15 protein-coding genes are annotated in these 17,962 nt (G+C 64.8%); 9 read left to right on the top strand and 6 right to left on the bottom strand.

What is annotated here, in order from left to right; all coding sequences use genetic code 11:
- The first annotated feature begins 36 nt into the window (after positions 1 to 36).
- The 8 genes from ASH04_RS08285 to ASH04_RS08250 all read left to right on the top strand — a co-directional run bounded on the left by ASH04_RS08285 (position 37) and on the right by ASH04_RS08250 (position 9,562).
- On the top strand, positions 37 to 1,410 hold the full coding sequence (locus tag ASH04_RS08285; RefSeq protein WP_048318571.1) for an O-antigen ligase family protein: 1,374 nt from the start codon (positions 37 to 39) through the stop codon (positions 1,408 to 1,410).
- Positions 1,320 to 2,372 (top strand): glycosyltransferase family 4 protein, encoded by a 1,053-nt coding sequence (locus ASH04_RS08280; RefSeq protein ID WP_057473271.1) that lies wholly within the window; start codon positions 1,320 to 1,322, stop codon positions 2,370 to 2,372. The genes ASH04_RS08285 and ASH04_RS08280 overlap by 91 nt, the downstream gene beginning before the upstream one ends.
- Positions 2,372 to 3,898 carry a flippase gene (locus tag ASH04_RS08275; protein ID WP_057473270.1) on the top strand — a complete coding sequence of 509 codons (1,527 nt, stop codon included), beginning with the start codon at positions 2,372 to 2,374 and terminating at the stop codon, positions 3,896 to 3,898. The genes ASH04_RS08280 and ASH04_RS08275 overlap by 1 nt, the downstream gene beginning before the upstream one ends.
- 243 nt (positions 3,899 to 4,141) lie before the next feature.
- On the top strand, positions 4,142 to 5,407 hold the full coding sequence (locus tag ASH04_RS08270) for a hypothetical protein (protein ID WP_230592963.1): 1,266 nt from the start codon (positions 4,142 to 4,144) through the stop codon (positions 5,405 to 5,407).
- A complete protein-coding gene (locus ASH04_RS08265; protein WP_057473269.1) occupies positions 5,397 to 6,506 on the top strand; it encodes a glycosyltransferase in 1,110 nt (369 codons plus the stop codon). The genes ASH04_RS08270 and ASH04_RS08265 overlap by 11 nt, the downstream gene beginning before the upstream one ends.
- Positions 6,493 to 7,758, top strand: coding sequence for a hypothetical protein (locus ASH04_RS08260; protein WP_057473268.1), 1,266 nt, complete (start codon positions 6,493 to 6,495; stop codon positions 7,756 to 7,758). Before ASH04_RS08265 ends, ASH04_RS08260 begins: the two co-directional genes overlap by 14 nt.
- Before the next feature lie 39 nt (positions 7,759 to 7,797).
- Positions 7,798 to 8,883, top strand: coding sequence for a glycosyltransferase family 4 protein (locus ASH04_RS08255; RefSeq protein ID WP_032368234.1), 1,086 nt, complete (start codon positions 7,798 to 7,800; stop codon positions 8,881 to 8,883).
- A gap of 94 nt (positions 8,884 to 8,977) precedes the next feature.
- Positions 8,978 to 9,562, top strand: coding sequence for a hypothetical protein (locus ASH04_RS08250; RefSeq protein ID WP_027497630.1), 585 nt, complete (start codon positions 8,978 to 8,980; stop codon positions 9,560 to 9,562).
- 7 nt (positions 9,563 to 9,569) lie between these two features.
- Here the strand turns inward: ASH04_RS08250 and ASH04_RS08245 are convergent, their stop codons facing one another.
- The 6 genes from ASH04_RS08245 to ASH04_RS08220 are packed head-to-tail and all read right to left on the bottom strand — an operon-like array spanning position 9,570 to position 16,827.
- Positions 9,570 to 10,622, bottom strand: a complete 1,053-nt coding sequence (locus ASH04_RS08245) for a zinc-binding dehydrogenase (protein WP_057473267.1) — start codon at positions 10,620 to 10,622, stop codon at positions 9,570 to 9,572.
- 31 nt (positions 10,623 to 10,653) lie between these two features.
- Positions 10,654 to 12,018 carry an MFS transporter gene (locus ASH04_RS08240; protein WP_057473266.1) on the bottom strand — a complete coding sequence of 455 codons (1,365 nt, stop codon included), beginning with the start codon at positions 12,016 to 12,018 and terminating at the stop codon, positions 10,654 to 10,656.
- A gap of 52 nt (positions 12,019 to 12,070) precedes the next feature.
- Positions 12,071 to 13,588 carry a mannitol dehydrogenase family protein gene (locus tag ASH04_RS08235; protein WP_057473265.1) on the bottom strand — a complete coding sequence of 506 codons (1,518 nt, stop codon included), beginning with the start codon at positions 13,586 to 13,588 and terminating at the stop codon, positions 12,071 to 12,073.
- Positions 13,589 to 13,592: 4 nt separating this feature from the next.
- Complete coding sequence (gene manD, locus ASH04_RS08230; RefSeq protein ID WP_032390914.1) at positions 13,593 to 14,810, bottom strand: D-mannonate dehydratase ManD; 1,218 nt, start codon at positions 14,808 to 14,810, stop codon at positions 13,593 to 13,595.
- On the bottom strand, positions 14,807 to 15,814 hold the full coding sequence (locus ASH04_RS08225) for a 2-hydroxyacid dehydrogenase (RefSeq protein ID WP_051365189.1): 1,008 nt from the start codon (positions 15,812 to 15,814) through the stop codon (positions 14,807 to 14,809). The genes manD and ASH04_RS08225 overlap by 4 nt, the downstream gene beginning before the upstream one ends.
- Positions 15,811 to 16,827 carry a LacI family DNA-binding transcriptional regulator gene (locus tag ASH04_RS08220; RefSeq protein ID WP_057473264.1) on the bottom strand — a complete coding sequence of 339 codons (1,017 nt, stop codon included), beginning with the start codon at positions 16,825 to 16,827 and terminating at the stop codon, positions 15,811 to 15,813. The genes ASH04_RS08225 and ASH04_RS08220 overlap by 4 nt, the downstream gene beginning before the upstream one ends.
- A gap of 153 nt (positions 16,828 to 16,980) precedes the next feature.
- On the opposite strand from ASH04_RS08220, the gene ASH04_RS08215 reads away from it, so the two are divergent.
- Positions 16,981 to 17,910, top strand: a complete 930-nt coding sequence (locus tag ASH04_RS08215) for an aldo/keto reductase (RefSeq protein ID WP_057473263.1) — start codon at positions 16,981 to 16,983, stop codon at positions 17,908 to 17,910.
- Positions 17,911 to 17,962: the final 52 nt, after the last annotated feature.

Raw genomic sequence — 17,962 nt, 5'->3', positions numbered from 1 at the left:
GGTCTACGCCGAACACCGCCACGTTCGGGTCACCCCGTGATCACGTACGTTGCGCTTGCTTTCGGCGCAGCGGTGGTCCTCGTGCTCGGCTGCGCGGTGGCATCGGCCATCTACCGCCGCCCGCAACGTGGAGTGTTGCTGTTGGCGGGATTGGTTCCACTGCACGGACTTCTGGTTCTCGTTCCCCTTCCCGGGGTCGTGTCGGGCTGGAAGGAAGGCCTTGTCGTCTTCACGGTTCTGTGTGCGTGGTTACGCCGACCACGACATGTCCCCGGCTCGCCGGCTCGGGTGTTCGTGCCGTGGTGGCCGGCGGCCGCGGTCTTCGTCGTGTTCGGCAGCGTGTCTGCATTCGCCACGTTCGGAATAGTCGGTCTCTTCGGCATCAAGGTCACCTTCTTCTACGTTCTGCTGGTGGTCGTCATGTGGCTCGCGCCGTTCGACGCCAGGGACCGTGATCACCTCGTCTCGGTTCTGATGGGCATGGGTGTGTTCACGTCTGCCGTCGGCATCGCTCAACTGGTGGCCGGGCCCGCCGCACTGGTGTCGCTGGGTTACGAATACGGCACGCAGGTCCGAACATCGGGCGGGCTGCTGCGCACGTTCAGCACGTTCAACCTGCCGTTCCCGTTCGGGCTGTACGTGATGTTGGCGTTGCTTGTCGGCGGTGCGGTCGCACTGGCCGATCCGCGCCGTCGTCGAAACTTGTTGTTTCTGTGCGCGTCTCCGATGATGGTGGTCGCGATGTCCAGTTCGATCGTGCGTGGAGCGATTCTCGGGCTCGCGGTCGGGGTCATCTACTTGATCGCCGTGCGTTTTCGATACCTCGCCGCGCCGTTTGCTCTGGCGGCTCTGGCCGTCGCCGTCACGGTCCCCTTCGTACCCAAGATCACGTCGGTCTTCTTCTCGTCCAGCAGTCTGGGTCAACGCGGTGACGGTTGGGCCAACATCATCGCCAGCATCCTGATTCATCCCTTCGGCACGGGTCTGGGATCGAGTGGATCTGCGGCAGACCGCATTTCCACCGCCGAGGGCCGAGCGTTCACGCAATCAGGACTCTCGACCAATTACCAACCCGACAACTACTACGTGAAGGCCCTGCTCGAACTGGGGCCGATCGGCCTCTGGGCGGTGGTGGCGCTGTTGGTGACGTCGTTGCTGTGGTGCACACGCCTGTCCCGGGCACTACGGGGCGACGACGGGGCGCTCGCTCTCGGCGTCGGCGCATCGATCGTCGCTGCCATGTTCGCCAGTCTGGTCTCCACGTATTTCGAGATCTTTCCGATCGATGTCTATTTCTGGCTCTTGTTAGGAGTGGTGGGATGCGCAGCAGCGCAACACGAATCGTCTTCGGGGCGCTCGCCCTCAGGCCCGGCGGAAGTGGAGTACAGACCTACATTCGCGAGCTCCTGAACGAGCTACCGGATCGTCTGCCCGACGCCGATCTCACCGCGGTCGTGCAGCGCGATGCCGTCGGCGAGCTGCCACCCTCGGTTCGGGCGATGGAACGGCCTGTCACCAGCGGTGCGGCTCGGGCGGTGCTCGGCGCACTCCCCGTCGGCCGGTGCGATGTCGTACACGGCCTGGACGTCGACCTTCCGTTTCTCACGAAGGCCTTCACAGTCGCCACGGTGCACGATCTTTCGGTCATCGACATGCCGTCGGCCTCCAGTAGATTTCGCGCGCTCGGTGAACAGAGACTGGTGCGGCGAGCTCTGCGCCGCGCCGATCTGCTCATCGCTGTCTCGCAATTCACCGCCGACCGGATCAAGGCCGTCAGCGGCCGCGACGCCACCGTCGTCGGCCTGGCACCCGCAGCCTGGGCCGAAGTTCCTACCGACAGCCGAGTGGACGCTGTTCGGTCCAAGTACGACCTTCCGGACCGTTTCGTCATGCAGGTCGGAACGGTGGAGCCTCGCAAGAACGTCCAGCTGGTGGCCGACGCAGCGGAGAGTCTGGGTATCCCGTGCCTGCTGGCCGGAGCCGGCTCGACCGGGCCCCACGCTCCCCGCAATTCCCGCGGGCTCGGGTACGTCGATGTCGAGGACCTGCCTGCCCTCTATGCAGCTGCGACCGTCACCGCGTACGCCTCTCGCTACGAGGGCTACGGGCTCCCACCCGTCGAGGCCATGGCCTCGGGCGGCGCGGTCGTCGCCAGTGCAGTCGGTGCCCTCCCCGACGTCGTCGGCGACGGTGCCGTGCTCGTCGCATCGGAGAACGTGGACGACTGGGTAGACGCGATGAAACCCATCGCTTTCGACGCGGACGCACGCGCAGCCCTCGTCGGCGCGGCAGCGATTGCTTCCCGCGAGATCAGTTGGCGTCGAACGGCTGAGCTCACTGCCGACGCGTATCGAGCCGCGGGCGTGGTCTGATGCCGGACGAGCTCGCGCTCGACGGCACCGAGCAGCCCCCGGACTACCGCGCGATCGCAGCGGATCCGAAGGCCGCAGCCAAGGCGACGATTGCCGTTCTGATCAGCAGAGTGATCATCGCGGCGCTGGGCTGGGTCGGCAGTGTCGTCGTCGCGAGGTCCCTCGGAGCGGACGACTGGGGTCAGTTCAGTTTCGTCTTCGCACTGCTGGGCCTGATGTCCGTCGTCACCGACCTGGGAGTCGGACGCGTCGTGCTGGCGAAATTGATGGACGACGATCCCGAGGAAATCGGTCGAACCGCGTCGTCGTTTCTGGCCCTGCGTACTGCCCTCGGACTGGTGGGTTACGCACTGGCCGTGGCATACGTTCTCCTGCTGCAGTATCCGAGCGAGGTGGTCCTCGCGACGGTGCTGGGTGGACTGGTGGTCGTGTTCGCCACACCGGGCCACGCCATGAGCGTCCTCTTCCAGAGTCGTCACCGGCTGATCCTGGTGGCGGTGGCCGAAAGTGCCGGTCAGGCAATCCAGTTGGCTTTGACCGTGTTGGCGGCCGTGCTCGCTCCCACCTTGCTGATCTTCGTGCTGCCGGCTGTGGTCAACGAAGTGTTCAAACTGATCACCAAGGGGTTCGGCATCGGCAACCGTTCCATGGGGTTGCGACCGTCGAGGCACATCGAGGTGCGCCGCTGGGGTCCGTACCTGAGGGAGGCCGTGCCCCTCGCCATCGGCTTCGCCCTCACCATTGCCATGCTCAAGATCGACATGCTGATGCTCAGCCTCCTCGACACGTTCGAGGCCGTCGGTCTGTACTCGATCGGCTACAAATTCTCCGACATGATCGACACCTTCGTATTGGCGGCAGTGGCACCGATCAGCACCCTGCTCGTGGCGTCGTGGCCTCACGACACCACTGCATTTCGAGCGCGCACCCGTTCGGCCGCACTGCTGTTCGCAGTCTTCGGTGCAATGGCCGTGGCGGCATTCGTACCGTCGGCCGAGCCGTTGATCGGCCTCCTGTACGGCGACAGATTCGTGGACGGAGCGCACGCGGCCCGGCTGCTCGTCATCGGCGCGGCACTGATGTCGTTGGTGATGCTGGGCATCTTTCTGCTGGCCTCGGCCGGGATGCAGCGCCACTACCCCGTGGTTGCGTTGGTCGGCCTGGCCCTGAACATCGGATTGAACGTCGTGCTGATCCCACGGATGTCGTACGACGGAGCTGCCATCTCCACGGTCGCGACGATCGGAACCACCCTCGTCCTGCTGTGGATCGTGATAGCGCGAAGCATGCCCATCCCCGGACTACTTCCGGTGCAGTCCCTTTCGGTCGTCGTCGTGATCACCGCGGCCGCCACCGTCGGCGGCTGGCTCCTGGTACAGCACTACCCCGGCCTGTGGCTGCTCATATCCGTCGGGGCGGCATTACTGGTCGCGACCTCGCTCGCCGCGTTCGTTGCCATCGGAGTCGTCGAGTCACCGATGCCGGGATCAGCCGAGAAAGGACGACACCGTGCGCACGTGCAGTGAGAAGCGGACACACAACAGACGAATCGCCCGATTCCGGCGGCAGCCTTCGGAGCCGAAGTTTGGTTTCACGATCTTTTCCGACCACCGCCCCTGCTATTCCAATGTCGTTGAGATGCAGTGTCATTCGCAGTCGGCACGGCTACGCGGACTGTATCCACACCCAGCTATCATCGAGCCTGTCGGCTCCACGAACCACCGAAGCGGTCCATCCGCTCGCATCGACGACGGAAGGGTACGCGGTTGATGTCCGTCCACGATGCCGTACACCGGGGCGACGTGCCCCCACCGATCGACCTCGCAGGACACATGCGCGAACTCGGCCGGGCATTGCTGCCCGCCGTGATCATTGCCGTGTTGGTCGGTGCAGGCATGTTCTACCTCAGGAGCGAACTCACCGACAAGCAGTACGCCGCGTCGATCGTCGCGGAGATCGAACCTGCCCAAACGCTCGTTCCCGGTGACGCGTTCATCGAGCAGATGCGCGCACCGTTCATCGAATTGGCCACCGATCGCGGCGTTCTCGATCAGGTCCTGGAACAGGTCGACGCCGATATGGACGCGTCGCAACTGGCCTCGAGCGTCGAACTGTCTCCTGGCACCTCACCCGCGCTGCTGACAGTGACCGTGACGACCCGATCTCCCGAACTCGCCGCGGAACTGGCCGAGGCGATGGTGTCGACGATGGCAAGTACGTCCTCCGCCAACGCGATCCGCGACTCGCAGGAACGAACGGCCGAGGGACAGTCCACCGTCGACGCGCAACAGGCTCGGGTGGACGCCCTGCCTGCCGACGATCCGAGTCGACCTGCGGCACTGTCCGAACTGGCCCAACTACGCACCCAGCAGAGCGAACTCGAAGCAGCTGCCAGCGGAGATCGACTGGTCGTGTTGTCGAAACCAGAGCAGAGCACAACTCCGGTCTCACCGAAACCGGTCTCGGAGGCACTTGTCGCAGCTCTGGCTGCACTCATCGTCGCGGCCGAACTGATCGTGTTGCTTCGAGGAAGACTCGGCCGCAAGCCCTCTCGCTCCTGGGCTCGTCGGGTGTCCCGAAAATACGGTGCACACTTCGACCCGGCAACCGGCGACACGGTACCGCCCGTCGTGGCTTCCCGGATCGCTGCTCTCGAGCGTGGCGACCGACCGGCATCGAGAAGTGCGCGACACGCAGCTCCGAAGGGCGACAGCGTGATTCTCGTCCTGGTCGGCGACGGTGCAGTCTTCGAGTCGACGCACGGCGACGGACCGACCACCGGCCACCATCGAGCCACCGCCGAATTCGGCCTGTCGGAGCAGTGGTGGCAGTACACCGACGTGGGTGATGTCGAGACCGTCGTCGTGCTGGTGTCGAAGCGTGGACGGGACAAGAAGGCAGCAACTGCGGCGCTGCGACGGCTCGACGACTTCGACATTCCCGTACACCTGGTATTGCAGAACAAGAACTCGACCCGACGAGCAGAACAGACCGCGCAGACGATCGCGCCGGAAGGCCAACGCCATGCCAGCTGACAGAATTGCCGTCGTACACGAAAGATTCACGGAGATCGCAGGATCCGAGCACGTCATCGAACAGCTGGCCTTGCACTGGCCCGCTGCCGAAGTGTTCGCACCGATCTCCCGCCCGTCCGGGGTTCCGTCCGGAATCAGCCGCGCGCCACACACGTCCGCCCTCAATCGGGTGTACAACGCATTGGGCCAACGGTCGTACGCACCCGTTCTTCCGATGATGCCGTTGGCCTTTCGTCGGATGCCACTGCGCGGTTACGACGCCGTCGTGGTGAGCCATCATGCCTTCGCGACTCAGGCCGTGTTCGCCACCGACTCCCCCGTGATCGCCTACGTGCACAGTCCCGCACGATGGGCCTGGGATCCCGAACTTCGCGCAGGTGAAGGCGGCGGCAGAGCCGGAGCAGCGATACTGACGGCACTGTCGGCCGTTGCCCGTCGATGCGAGATCGCCGCCGCACCGAAACTGACGACCGTGGTGGCCAATTCGACAGCGGTCGCTCGGCGCATCGAAGACTGGTGGGGCCGAGACGACGCCGTGGTGGTCCACCCTCCGGTCGACACCGAGGGCTTCACTCCGGATCCGTCGATCGAGCGTGAGGATTTCTTCCTGCTTGCCGGCCGCCTGGTCCCCTACAAGCGTCCTGACATCGCGGTGCGCGCGGCCGCCGAGGCCGACGTTCCCCTCGTCGTGGCGGGAGACGGCCGTGCAATGAACGCCTGCCGGGAACTGGCCGGACCCAAAACGACCTTCCTGGGACGGGTTTCGCACGAGAAGCTTCTCGAACTGCACCGCACGACGCGCGCCCTGCTGATGCCCGGAGTGGAGGATTTCGGCATAGTCCCGGTCGAGTCCATGGCGACCGGAACACCGGTCATCGCACTGGGAGACGGCGGGGCCGTGGACTCGGTGATTCCCGGTGAGACCGGCTTGCATGTACAGCCGGGCTCCGACGAGGCCGTCATCGCCGGGTTCGCCGAGGCCATGCGCTCGTTCGACCCGGCCGACTACGATCGCGCCGCCATTCGTAGATGGGCGGAAGGCTTCTCACGGGCCAACTTCCGCAGTCGAATGCAGGAGGTCGTCGATGCCGTCCGCTGAGCGTAGTTATCGCTCGACTGCATTGGATCGCGTCTTTGCCGACACCCGGATAGTCACCGCGGTCGGGCCCGTCCGCGGTCTCGACATCGAGCGGACGCGTCGAACGCTCACCGCCGCCGAACACGTCGACGCGGAGCCGCACATCGCGCTGGAACCACGCTCCGATGCTCGACGGTGGCGCTACCGCAGCAACATCGCCGGCGACAATGTCACCACGAGCAGTGGCGGCACCGAAGACCTGGGGCAGATGCTCACCGACATTCGGTCGCGACAAGGTGCTCGCGGTCCACTCGAGGTGGTCGTGTTCGACGATCACCTCGCCATCGACTATTCGCACGGAATCGGGGACGGCCAGATCGGCGTCCTGATGTTGGCGGCATTCTGCGACGATGCCGACGGATCACTGGTTCCCGGCCTCGCCGCAGGCTTGCCACCGAGCACGACCTGGAAAGCTCTGTGGCGGCACTACTCTCGGCATCCGAAGACGCTGGCGGACTTCTGGTCCCTGCGTGCTCGACACCGGCGCGCAGCGGACGGCGGGTCCGGTCCCCGTCGTCGGATCGAGAACTGGGAAGCCGGAAAGGTCAGCCGGGCCGGGTACATGAGCAAAGCCGACGTGGACGAGCTGAAGAACTGGACTGCGGAGAACCTGCCCGGAGCGACCGCTGCGTCGATCTCGATTGCCCTGTGGAGCGCGGCGCTACGAGCGGAATTCGTCGACATCGACGAGCACATCATGGTGTTGTTCAACAGCCGCCGCTATCTCGATCCGGCCCAGCAGGGCGCGCACGGGAACTTTGCCGTCGGCATCCCACTGCATCTTCCTGCCGACACGACACCCGTCCGAATCACCGCATCGATGCGTGAGGTGATCGAATCCGGCTGGCCCATCGCGGTACTGGGCATGTCACATCTTCGCGATGTGGCGTCACGCATTCGGCCGTCTGCACCGTCGCAGGACAAGAATTCGGTCGTCGAGGTACCCGAGGCCTTGCGGCTGGCCGTGAGCGACCTCGGAAAAGTGCGGGTGTTCGACCACCTCGACTGGGCCGACGACGGCAGGCCCCCGCAGATGGCCGCGTCGCTCGAACCGGACGGTCCGGACGGCTGCACGATGCTCATCGCCGAAATCGCCGGTGGCCGAACCTATACGGCCTCGTTCTGCAGCAAGATGGTCGATGTGGCCGTCATGGATGCAGCGCTACGCAGAATGTGTGAAGACCCAGTGGCACTGCTCCGCGATGCGTACTGATCCGCCAGAACCACCTTCGCCGCACAGACGGGCCGATACATGACCGACGAATCGACAGTTCTCTTCCTCGCGCACACCGGCCAGGTGTCCGGTGCCGAGAAGGTGCTGCTGGATTTGATCGACGAGGCCACGCGCCGCGGCCATGCCACCGTGATCGCCTGCCCCGCAGGCCCATTGGCAGATCGCCTGCCCGACACGACGCGGCACGTCCGCATCGACGAGCTCGGACTGGGTGGGCAACGTGGTGCCGCGCGCGGTATCGCGGCGATCAGGATGGTCGCACGATGGGTCGGGGCGGCGCGCGCCGTGCGCACGATCGCCCGCGCACCGGGCACCGCCACGGTCGTCAACTCGCTGTTCGCGCTTCCGGTGGCGCGGTTTGCGCGGCCCGCTCGCGGGGCGTCGTGGCTCGTACACGACACGATGACCTCTCTCAAGCAGCGTGTGGTGGTCCGGTTCGCCCGGCCGGCCGTTCGCGTTGCGGTATCGGTGTCCGAGGCCACCGCAGAACCGCTCCGAAAGGCCGGCCTCCCCGTGGTGGTGTCACACAACGGCGTGCCGTGGCCGGTTCCGCGGTTCGGCGGTGCGCTGCACTCTCCGCCGGTCGTCGGGATGCTGGCGTTGTTGACGCCGTGGAAGGGGCACCGCGTGCTGCTCGACGCCGTCGCCATGCTCCCTGACGTCCGAGTCGAATTGGCCGGGGGAAGCTTCCCCGGTGATCGCGAATACGTCGACGAACTCCGCGCGCGCGCCGCGGAACCGGATCTTGCCGGACGTGTCGAGTTCCTCGGGCACACCGATGCCGAGTCCGCTCTTCGCAGGTGGGATGTCGTCGTGTCGGCCAGTACTTCTCCCGAGGCAGGTCCGTTGTCGGTCTTGGAAGCGATGTCGCACGGATTGCCGGTGATCGGAACCGATCACGGTGGCACGCACGAATTCCTCGCCGACGGTGCTGGAATTCTGGTCGAGCCCGGCAACTCCGATGCTCTCGCTGCCGCCGTCTCGGCGGTGGTCGACGACGCCGATCGACGGCGGCTGCTCGGTGAGGCCGCCCGCTATCGGGTGGCCAGCCGGCACGACATCAGCGAGACACTGCCGGAGCTGTTACACCAATTGACCAGCTGATCGTGCCGCACCGTCGGCCGGAACACGGTGAAAGCCGAACGTCGAGCGGTGCGACTGTGTTTCAATCGACTCCCGATTGGAACGAGGGGGCACTGTGACTCGCGCACTGACGAGGTCCAACGAGCATTACCAATGGGGCATGGGCGTGATGACGTCGCTCGCTGTCACGACGCTCGTCAAGCGGATCGTGTCCGCCGCCGCCCTGGCCATGGCCGTCGTGGTCACCCTCGAGCTGGCGTTCGGGTACGGCGCGACCACCCCCATCCCCGCGATCGTGCAATGGACGTGCATGATCGCCGCGTACGTCATGGGCGCGTTCTGGTGGTTCGGACCGTGGCCGACGCTCGGGCAAGCCTTCGCCTTCGTCGTCATCGCCGATCTGTCGATCTTCGGAGCCACCATCACCGCGAATTTCGCGCCGGAAGTCACCCTCGGCAAATGCACCTTCCTCATCCCGATGGGAATGTTGGCCGGGTTCTTCTTCGACAAATGGCGACTCGCTGCTCACATCGCCCTGTGCCTGTTGGGAACGTCGATCGTCGCGGTGTACATAGTGCTGGAACGGGATGTGGACACCTTCGTGGCGGTGGTGCTGTGGGCCCCGATCGTGGTGACGCTGACCGGCTTCGTGCTGATGCTGCAGCTCACGACACAGTCGATACGAACCGAATTCGAGTAGTAGCCCGTCAGAACGTCAACAGGACTTTGCTCGATCGGGATGCATCGGCGGCGAGCGCGAACGCGTCGAGGGCGTCTGCCACCGGATACTCCGCGGTGATGACGGGTGCCACATCGAGTGAACCGTCGGCCAGAGCTTGGATCACGTCGTCCATCTCGGTGTTGAACCGGAACGAGCCGATCAGGTCGATCTCCCGGGTGATCGCCAATGACAGCGGCACCGGCTGAGGCCCCGCCGCAGGTAACCCGACCATGACGACACGACCGCCGCGAGCCGTGCCGTTAATTGCCGACGCCAGACCATGGTGGTTGCCCGAGCACTCGAACGTCACGTCGGCCTCGACCGCCGCGACTGCCGTCCCGTCTCGGGCGTCGACTGTTCGATGCGCTCCGAGTCGACGCGTCACTTCCAGGGCGTAGTCCTCGAGGTCGACCGCGACGATCCGAGCTGCTCCGGCTCGGCGAGCGACCGCCACGATGAGGGCACCGATCGGACCGGTCCCGACGACGAGAACCGTCTTGCCGGACACCGCCCCAGCACGCTCGACGGCATGCCATGCGACGCTCGCCGGCTCGGCCAACGCAGCAATTCTCAGATCCAGACCGTCGGGCAACACTCTGAGCATTCGTGTCGGGACGGCGACGTGACCGATGAACAGACCGTCGTCGTGCGGTACCTGCGCGGCGCTTCCCATGTAGCGGCATCCGGGAGACAGGTTCGGACGATCGACCGGATACTTCGCGCCGGTGGCGGCGGGAGTCGCCGGATGGACAGTGACCGGGGTGCCTTCACCGGGGCCACTGCCGTCTCCTGCGCGCCGAACCACGGTGCCCGACGCCTCGTGCCCCAATCGCATCGGCACCTTCAGTACCGATTGCCCTGCCGCCCCGTGCTTCCAGTAGTGCAGATCGGAGCCGCAGATTCCGCCGTAGGCAATTGCGACGATGGCCTCGTCCGGCGAGGGGTCGGCCACCGCCACTGTTTCGACGCGGATGTCATCGGTGCCGTACGCGATCAGGGCGACCGTTCTGTCGGGCACAGGATTCGGTTCGGTGGTCATCGTGTCGTCCGTTCCGTTCGAGGTGGGCAGGTCAGACCCGGTCGAGCACCGGATCGGTTGCGTTGGCCGGATCGGTCAGATCGCGATCCCGAGTTTCCGGTGCGAAGGTTGCGGCGACGAGCACCGAGACGGCCATGATCATCATGTAGACCGCGACCGGCACCCAGGATCCGGAGAACGCGGTGATCAGTGCCGCACACAGCAACGGAGCGATTCCGCCGCCGAAGACGGACGCGAACTCGCGGCCGAGAGTGACTCCGGCGTACCGGTATCGAGCCCCGAAGATCTCGGGGAAGTAGCTCATCGTGACACCGACGGCCCCCTGGCACGCCAGGATGAATCCGATGATCATCACCAGGGTGATCAGTACGTGCGAACCGGTGCTGAGAGCCATGAACGTGGGAACCGGAAGAACGACGAGCAGGCTGACGATACCGATGTACACGGGCTTACGACCCACCTTGTCCGACAACCATCCGAAGCCCCAGGCCGCGATGCCGCCGCAGATTGCGCCGATGAGCAGAACCTTGGGTATGAACGTGGGATCGACGCCGATGTCGTTCTTCATGTAGGAGGCCATGAACACCTGGTACGTGTAGGACTGAGCGCTGATGCCGACGGTCATGAACATGACGATGAACAGCGGTCGCTTGCCGTTGGTGAACACCTCTTTCACCGGCGCCTTGGGTCGCTCCTGTGCTGCCTTCAGTTCCTGGAACACCGGTGACTCGTTGAGCTTGCGTCTGATGATGAACGCGGCCACGGTGACCAGGATGCTGCTCAGAAACACCATCCGCCAGCCCCAGGACATGAGCTGGTCGTCGGGAAGCAACTGGGCGAGGATCCAGGCGATTGCTCCGAGAGCGGTGCCGAGCGCCGCGCCGGTCATGACAAGAGCGGCCAATCTGCCACGCTTTCCGATCGCGGCCGTTTCCGTCAGAAGTGTTGCGCCACCTGATTGTTCGGCACCAGCGCCGAAGCCCTGGAAGAATCGGCACAGGACCAGCAACACCGGGGCCAGTAGTCCCACCTGCTCGAACGTCGGCAGCAGACCGATGGCCATGGTCGCGCCGCCCATCAGCATCAGCGTGGCGACCAGAACCCACTTGCGACCGAGCCGGTCACCGTAGCGTGAGAAGAACAGTCCACCCAGTGGCCGGGCGAGGAATCCGACGGCGTACGCGCTGAAGCTGGCGATGATGCCGGCCGCCGGAGAGATGTTGGGAAAGAACAACTTGTTGAAGATCAGCGCGGACGCCGTGCCGTAGATGACGAAGTCGTACTGTTCGAGTGTGGTTCCGATGAGGCCGGCCCACGCTGCGCGTCGTACGGCGGAAGGATCATGTTGGGCCGGAGCGATTCTGGGAGAATCTGACGGTTCTGTGGTCGTGTCCATGGTTGTCCTCGGGTGAGTTTCGGCCTCGGCCGAACGAAGGAAGGAGAATGAGTCAGTCGAGTGTCGTCCGGGATGCCGTGACGACGGGGCGGAGCGAAGAACTCGCCGCTTCGACGGCTGCGGCCATCGGACCGTGACGAACAACAGTATCCATCAATTCCGCTGTGCGTGTGATGAATTCGGGAAACTGCGCCAACTCGATGGGGAGTATGTCGCCGCGTTCGAGAACCGAGTGGACGAAATCCTCACTGGACGCTGCCGAAGCGGCAAGTCCTGCCAAACGCGCACGTGCAGGGTCGGCCATCGCATGCGCATGCGGGCCCGGGTCGAAACCGTCGGGCGGGCACACGCAGCAGAGATAGGCGGCGATGGTCAAGGAAAGGTGTTGCGGTACAACACCGTTTCGTAGGTGGTGGAGCGCTGGGTCCGGGATCCTCTGCGCGAGCTTCGCCGAGCCGTCCGAACCGACCTGCGCGGTCTTGTGCCCCAGAGCGGAGTTGGACCACCGCACGAACAGCTGGGCGATGTAGTCGTCGATATCCACCCCGTCCGGAACGGGCACGGTCGGGAGGTATTCGTCGACCAACACCGCTCGAGCTGCGGCCTCCACGAACGGGCGACCGATCGAGTCCGGAATTGTCGCGCGACCGTCGAGTGCGCCGAGATAGGCAATGAGAGAGTGGGTTCCGTTGAGCAGTCGAACCTTCATCAGTTCGTACGGTTCGACATCCTCGGTGAACACGGCACCACCGGCTTCCCAGCGGGGACGTCCTGCGGCGAACTCGTCCTCCATCACCCACATCGTGAACGGCTCCGCCGGCACGGCAATGGTGTCCACAGCGCCCAGCTCGGCGGTGGACTCGGCGTCGTACAACGCACTGCTGGACGGAACGATGCGATCGACCATGGAGTTGGGGAACGTCACTGCCGCGGCCAGCCACTCGAGCACATCGTCCGCACCGCAACGGTCCAAGAACTGACGCACGAGTGCAGCGGTGCGATCACCGTTCCCCAGCAGGTTGTCACAGCTGGCCACGGTGATCGGAGCCCCGTGCGTTCGTGCCCGCATCGCCAGAGCCCTCGCGAGCTGCCCCACCGTGGTCGTCGGCGTTTCCGGCCGCTGCAGGTCCTGTTGCACTGCAGTCGATTCGAGGTCGAGGGAGCCCGTCCGGGACGACAGCGTGTAGCCCAACTCGGTGACGGTGATCGTCACGATTCGGACGTCCTCGTCCGCAATGGCCCGTACGACGGCGACGGGGTCGTCGGCGGCGACCATGACTCCCGTGTGTGCTCCGGGCACGCTCACCCTCGAACCCGACGGCGAGATCTCGACGACGCCGTAGAGCAGTTCCTGAGCGAGCATGGCATCGACAATCGTGCGAGATCTGTTCGCTACACCCAGAATTCCCCACGAGCCGCCGTCCTGTGCCAGTGCCGCAGCGGTGTACACAGCCTGATGCGCGCGATGGAAGTTACCCAGCCCCAGATGGACGATTCCGGTGCCGTCCAGTCGTGCTGGGACGGCCCCCGAGCCAGCGAGTGCCGAACGAGACAGTCTGGATTCGCTCATCTCGTCACCAGTCCGTCATCGAGCCGTCGAGGCGACGAGCGACGGGGAGATACGCGGGCTCGTACGGGTACCGCGCGGCCAACGACTCGTCCATGTCGACGCCCAGGCCGGGGGCGTCACCGGGGGTCAGGTAGCCGTCCGCGAACGACCATGCGTGTGGGAACACCTCGTCGACCAGTGGGTCGTAGCCCATGAATTCCTGAATGCCGAAGTTCGGGGTGGCCATTCCGAGGTGCACGCTCGCGGCGAGGGTGATCGGCGAGACGTCGGAGGGCCCGTGCGGTCCGCAACGAACCTGGTGTACCTCGGCCAGCGAAAAGATCTTTCGGACATGACTGATACCGCCGGCATGGGCGATGGCCACCCGAATGAAATCGATCAGCTTCTCGGAGATCAATTGCTGGCAGTCCCAGATGGTGTTGAACACTTCACCGATCGCGAGCGGGGTCGTGGTGTGGTGACGCACCAGCCGCAGGGCGCTCTGATCCTCGGCGGTGGTGACGTCCTCGAGCCAGAACAGATCGACGTCCTCGAGCGACTTGCCCAGTCGCGCTGCCTGTTGCGGTGTCAGTCGGTGGTGCGCGTCGTGCAACAGCTTGAGCTCGGATCCCACGTGGTCACGCACCGCTGCGAGCACCCTGGGAACGTGATTGAGATACGCATCGGTATCCCAGACCTCCTCGACGGGAACGGCACCACGGCCTGCGGGTTCGTATCCCTGCGCGCCTCGGTGCACTCCGTACACGGACTCCAGGCCGGGAACACCCGATTGGGCCCGCACGGCGCGAAAACCCTGTGCTCGACGACGATCGACGGAATCGATCAATTCCGACGTGTCCCAGCCGGTGGCGTGGGTGTACGAGAGAATGCGGTCGCGGACGGCTCCACCGAGCAGCTGGTAGACGGGTTGCCCGAGGGATTTGCCCTTGATGTCCCACAAGGCGAGGTCGACGGCACCGATCGCGGCCATCGTCACCGGCCCACGGCGCCAGTAGACACCGCGGTAGAGGTATTGCCAGGTGTCCTCGATGCGTGCGGGATCCCGGCCGATGAGAAGCGGCGCGACATGATCTCGCAGGTACGACGCCACCGCGAGTTCTCTGCCGTTCAAGGTCGCGTCGCCGTAGCCGACGACGCCGTCTGCGGTGGTCACTTTCAGCGTGACGTAATTACGAGTAGGGCTGCAGACGATGACGTCCGCAGCAACGATCTTGTCGGTCACGAGTGCTCTGCTTTCTCCGTGAAGTTCTCTCCGGCAACGACATCGGTCAACGGTTCGCGCGCGGCGAGTCGACCGATGTTGGCGGTGATGTCGTCGACCCGACCCTCGAAGGTTTCGCGTGTGATGCCGGACGAATGGGGTGTCATCAGGATGTTGGGCAGTGTGTGGAACGGATGACGAGAGGGGGAACCGATGCCGTCGGCCGACGGGTAGTCGTACCAGACGTCGATGGCGGCGCTGCCGAGCGATCCGGCGGACAGGGCGTCGAACAGTGCATCCTGCTGCACTAGGGGGCCGCGCCCGACGTTGATCAGCACGCCGTCCGGTCCGAGAGCTGCGAGTTCGGTGTCGCCGATCATGCCGGTGGTGCGCTCGTTCAGTGGTGCGGACACCACGACGACATCTGCTTCGGTCGTCAGGTCGGACAGACGATCGGTCGATGCGGCCCAGGCCAATCCGTTCTCGGCAGCGTTCACCGATCCGCTTCCTGTGACCGCGATGCCCCGGCAACCGAAGGCCCGCAGCAACTGCCACGACTGCGCACCGATATGACCGAAGCCCACGAATCCCACCGTTGCCGAACCCAGCGAAGTCGACTGCCGAAGCGTGCGGTCGTACACCGGTGACGCCCACCGATCCTCCCGCATGAGGCGGTCCTGGCCGAGAAACCCGCGCCGGAGCACGACGGCGGTGGCTACGACGTATTCGGCAATCGAGCGCTCGTGGTGAAAAGTGTTGGCCACCAATGTCCGAGCGCTCAGGTCGTCGAAGGAAACGCCGTCCGTGCCTGCCCCCGCAACGTGCACCAGCTGCAGATCGGGTGCCGCCTCCGCCAGAACGGCCGGGAACTTTCCGCCGACATACACGGTCGCATCGGCGATGTCCGCGACGAGTGCATCGACGTCGAACTTCTCGTGCCACGACAGCTCGATATCGGAAGCGACTCGGCTCTCGAAGCGGCCACGGTGCGGTAGGAGGTTGGAATCTGCAATGACGACCTTCATTTCGAGTCGTCCTTTCCTGGTGCGAGAGTGCGAATCCGAGCGGGCCCCGATGAGCCGCGGACCACGAGTTGGGTAGGGAGATGGATGGTTCTGGGCGGCGACTCCGGTTCGGCTGCCCGCTGGAACACCAGATCGGAGGACACCAGACCTGCACGGCCCATCGGAACGTTGATACTCGTCAGAGCGGGATGCGCGAGTTCGGCCAGGGGCGAATCGTCGATGCCGATGACGCTGAGGTCTTCCGGTACTGCCAGGCCCATCGACCGAACCCCGTTCATGACGCCGATGGCCATGGGGTCGTTGTGGGTCATGACGGCGGTAGCACCCGTGGCAACGACGCTGGCAGCCGCAGCATGGCCACCGGCCAAGGTTTCCTGCTGCCACCCCAGTACATCGAGCACGATTCCTCGCGCCGCACAGAACTGTTCGACGGCGTCGACGCGTCGCTCGTTGGACCACGATTGCGGCGATCCCTGGACGTACGCGATATGCGTGTGACCGAGAGCTGCCAGGTAATCGACGGCCTGCCGGATACCGTCCTCGGAATCGGCGACGACACAATCACATTCGCTCGATGATCGGTTGACGAGCACCAGCGGTGTGTCGCCCGCCAGCTGCACGATGTCCTCGGCCGGTAGTCGTGGAGCACAGACGATCAGAGCGTCGACTCGGCCCTGCAGGTCACCGATCACTTCACGCTCACGGTCGGCGCTTCCGTCGGTGTCGGTGAGGACGATGGTCTGCCTGCGATGCCAGCCCTGCGCTTGCGCAGACTTGACGAAGCTCGCGAAGACAGTGTGGCCGATGTCGGGTACCACGACTGCGACCGTCGTTGCCGCGACCCTGGTGTCGGAGGACCGACCAGAGGCCGCGACGTAGCCGATCTGGTCGGCGACGGCGATGATCCGAGCCAACGTGTCCGCCCCGATCCGATCGGGGTTGCTGAAGGCGCGCGATGCCGTCGACAGCGACACACCTGCACGTTGCGCAACCTGCGTGAGCGTGGGTGCCACGGTTCACCTCCTGGGTTCGTTGTGATGCCGAGCACAACGATGACAGAAGTTGCGCAATATTGTCAACGCCTTGCGCAATAGCGGCCTCGTCCGAACCGGGACCGGGTTTGACACACTCGACTGCGATCACGTCCACACAGAGGGAGACTCACCTTGCGCACCTTTTCGCACCCCCAGACCGGCACAACCGTGTCGAGCATCGTCCTCGGGTTCATGCGCATCCTCGACCTGGACGACGACAGGATTCGCAAGTTGGTCGACACCGCCCTGGACGTGGGAGTGACCGTATTCGATCACGCCGACATCTACGGCGGCAGACCCCACGGGTGCGAGGAGCGCTTCGGACAAGCGGTGACACTCACTCCGTCGCAGCGTGAGCGCGTCAGCATTCAGAGCAAGGTCGGCATTCGCGACGGCTATTTCGACTTCTCGGAAGACCACATCGTGTCGACCGTCGAGGGTTCGCTCTCGGCACTCGGCGTCGATCATCTCGACACCCTGCTGCTGCATCGACCGGACAGCCTGGTCGAGCCCGACGAGGTCGCGGCGGCATTCGACACACTGCACACGTCGGGCAAAGTGCTCGGTTTCGGCGTTTCCAATCACACTCCCGGTCAGATCGAATTGCTGAAAACAGCCGTCACCCAACCACTTCTGTTCGACCAAGTGCAGTTGAGCGTCGTCCATTCACCGCTGATCGCTGCGGGCCTGACCGCCAACATCGGCGCGCTGGACCAGTCGGTGGATCGCGACAACGGGTTGCTCGACTACGCGAGGGCACGCGGCATCACCGTGCAAGCGTGGTCGCCACTCCAGAGCGGGACCCCGTCGGGTGTGTTCGTCGGAGATCGCGAAAACTACCCGGCCCTCAACGATGCGCTCGACGACATTGCCGGCCGATACGACACGACACCGGCTGCGATAGCGGTCGCGTGGATAACACGCCACCCGGCCGACATTCAGGTGGTCCTTGGGACCACCACGCCGGATCGGATAGTAGAGGCCGCTACGGGGTCGGACATCCGCCTGACCAGGGCAGAATGGTACGGCCTGTTCCGCGCAGCGGGTCACACACTGCCCTGATGCCGGGCATCGAACTGCGTTACCTTGCCGTTACCAAGTAGCGACGAATCCG

This window comes from Rhodococcus sp. Leaf233 (assembly GCF_001426165.1).
In the GTDB taxonomy this organism is placed as follows: Bacteria; Actinomycetota; Actinomycetes; order Mycobacteriales; family Mycobacteriaceae; genus Rhodococcoides; species Rhodococcoides fascians.
Note: the sequence above shows the minus strand (reverse complement) of the source record. Positions and strands in the feature narration are given on the sequence as shown.

Bases quoted from the DNA above. Each gene is read 5' to 3' on its own strand.
- ASH04_RS08280 (WP_057473271.1), top strand. From the start codon at position 1,320: ATGCGCAGCAGCGCAACACGAATCGTCTTCGGGGCGCTCGCCCTCAGG.
- ASH04_RS08275 (WP_057473270.1), top strand. From the start codon at position 2,372: ATGCCGGACGAGCTCGCGCTCGACGGCACCGAGCAGCCCCCGGACTAC.
- ASH04_RS08270 (WP_230592963.1), top strand. From the start codon at position 4,142: ATGTCCGTCCACGATGCCGTACACCGGGGCGACGTGCCCCCACCGATC.
- ASH04_RS08265 (WP_057473269.1), top strand. From the start codon at position 5,397: ATGCCAGCTGACAGAATTGCCGTCGTACACGAAAGATTCACGGAGATC.
- ASH04_RS08260 (WP_057473268.1), top strand. From the start codon at position 6,493: ATGCCGTCCGCTGAGCGTAGTTATCGCTCGACTGCATTGGATCGCGTC.
- ASH04_RS08255 (WP_032368234.1), top strand. From the start codon at position 7,798: ATGACCGACGAATCGACAGTTCTCTTCCTCGCGCACACCGGCCAGGTG.
- ASH04_RS08245 (WP_057473267.1), bottom strand. From the start codon at position 10,622: ATGACCACCGAACCGAATCCTGTGCCCGACAGAACGGTCGCCCTGATC.
- ASH04_RS08240 (WP_057473266.1), bottom strand. From the start codon at position 12,018: ATGGACACGACCACAGAACCGTCAGATTCTCCCAGAATCGCTCCGGCC.
- ASH04_RS08235 (WP_057473265.1), bottom strand. From the start codon at position 13,588: ATGAGCGAATCCAGACTGTCTCGTTCGGCACTCGCTGGCTCGGGGGCC.
- ASH04_RS08225 (WP_051365189.1), bottom strand. From the start codon at position 15,814: ATGAAGGTCGTCATTGCAGATTCCAACCTCCTACCGCACCGTGGCCGC.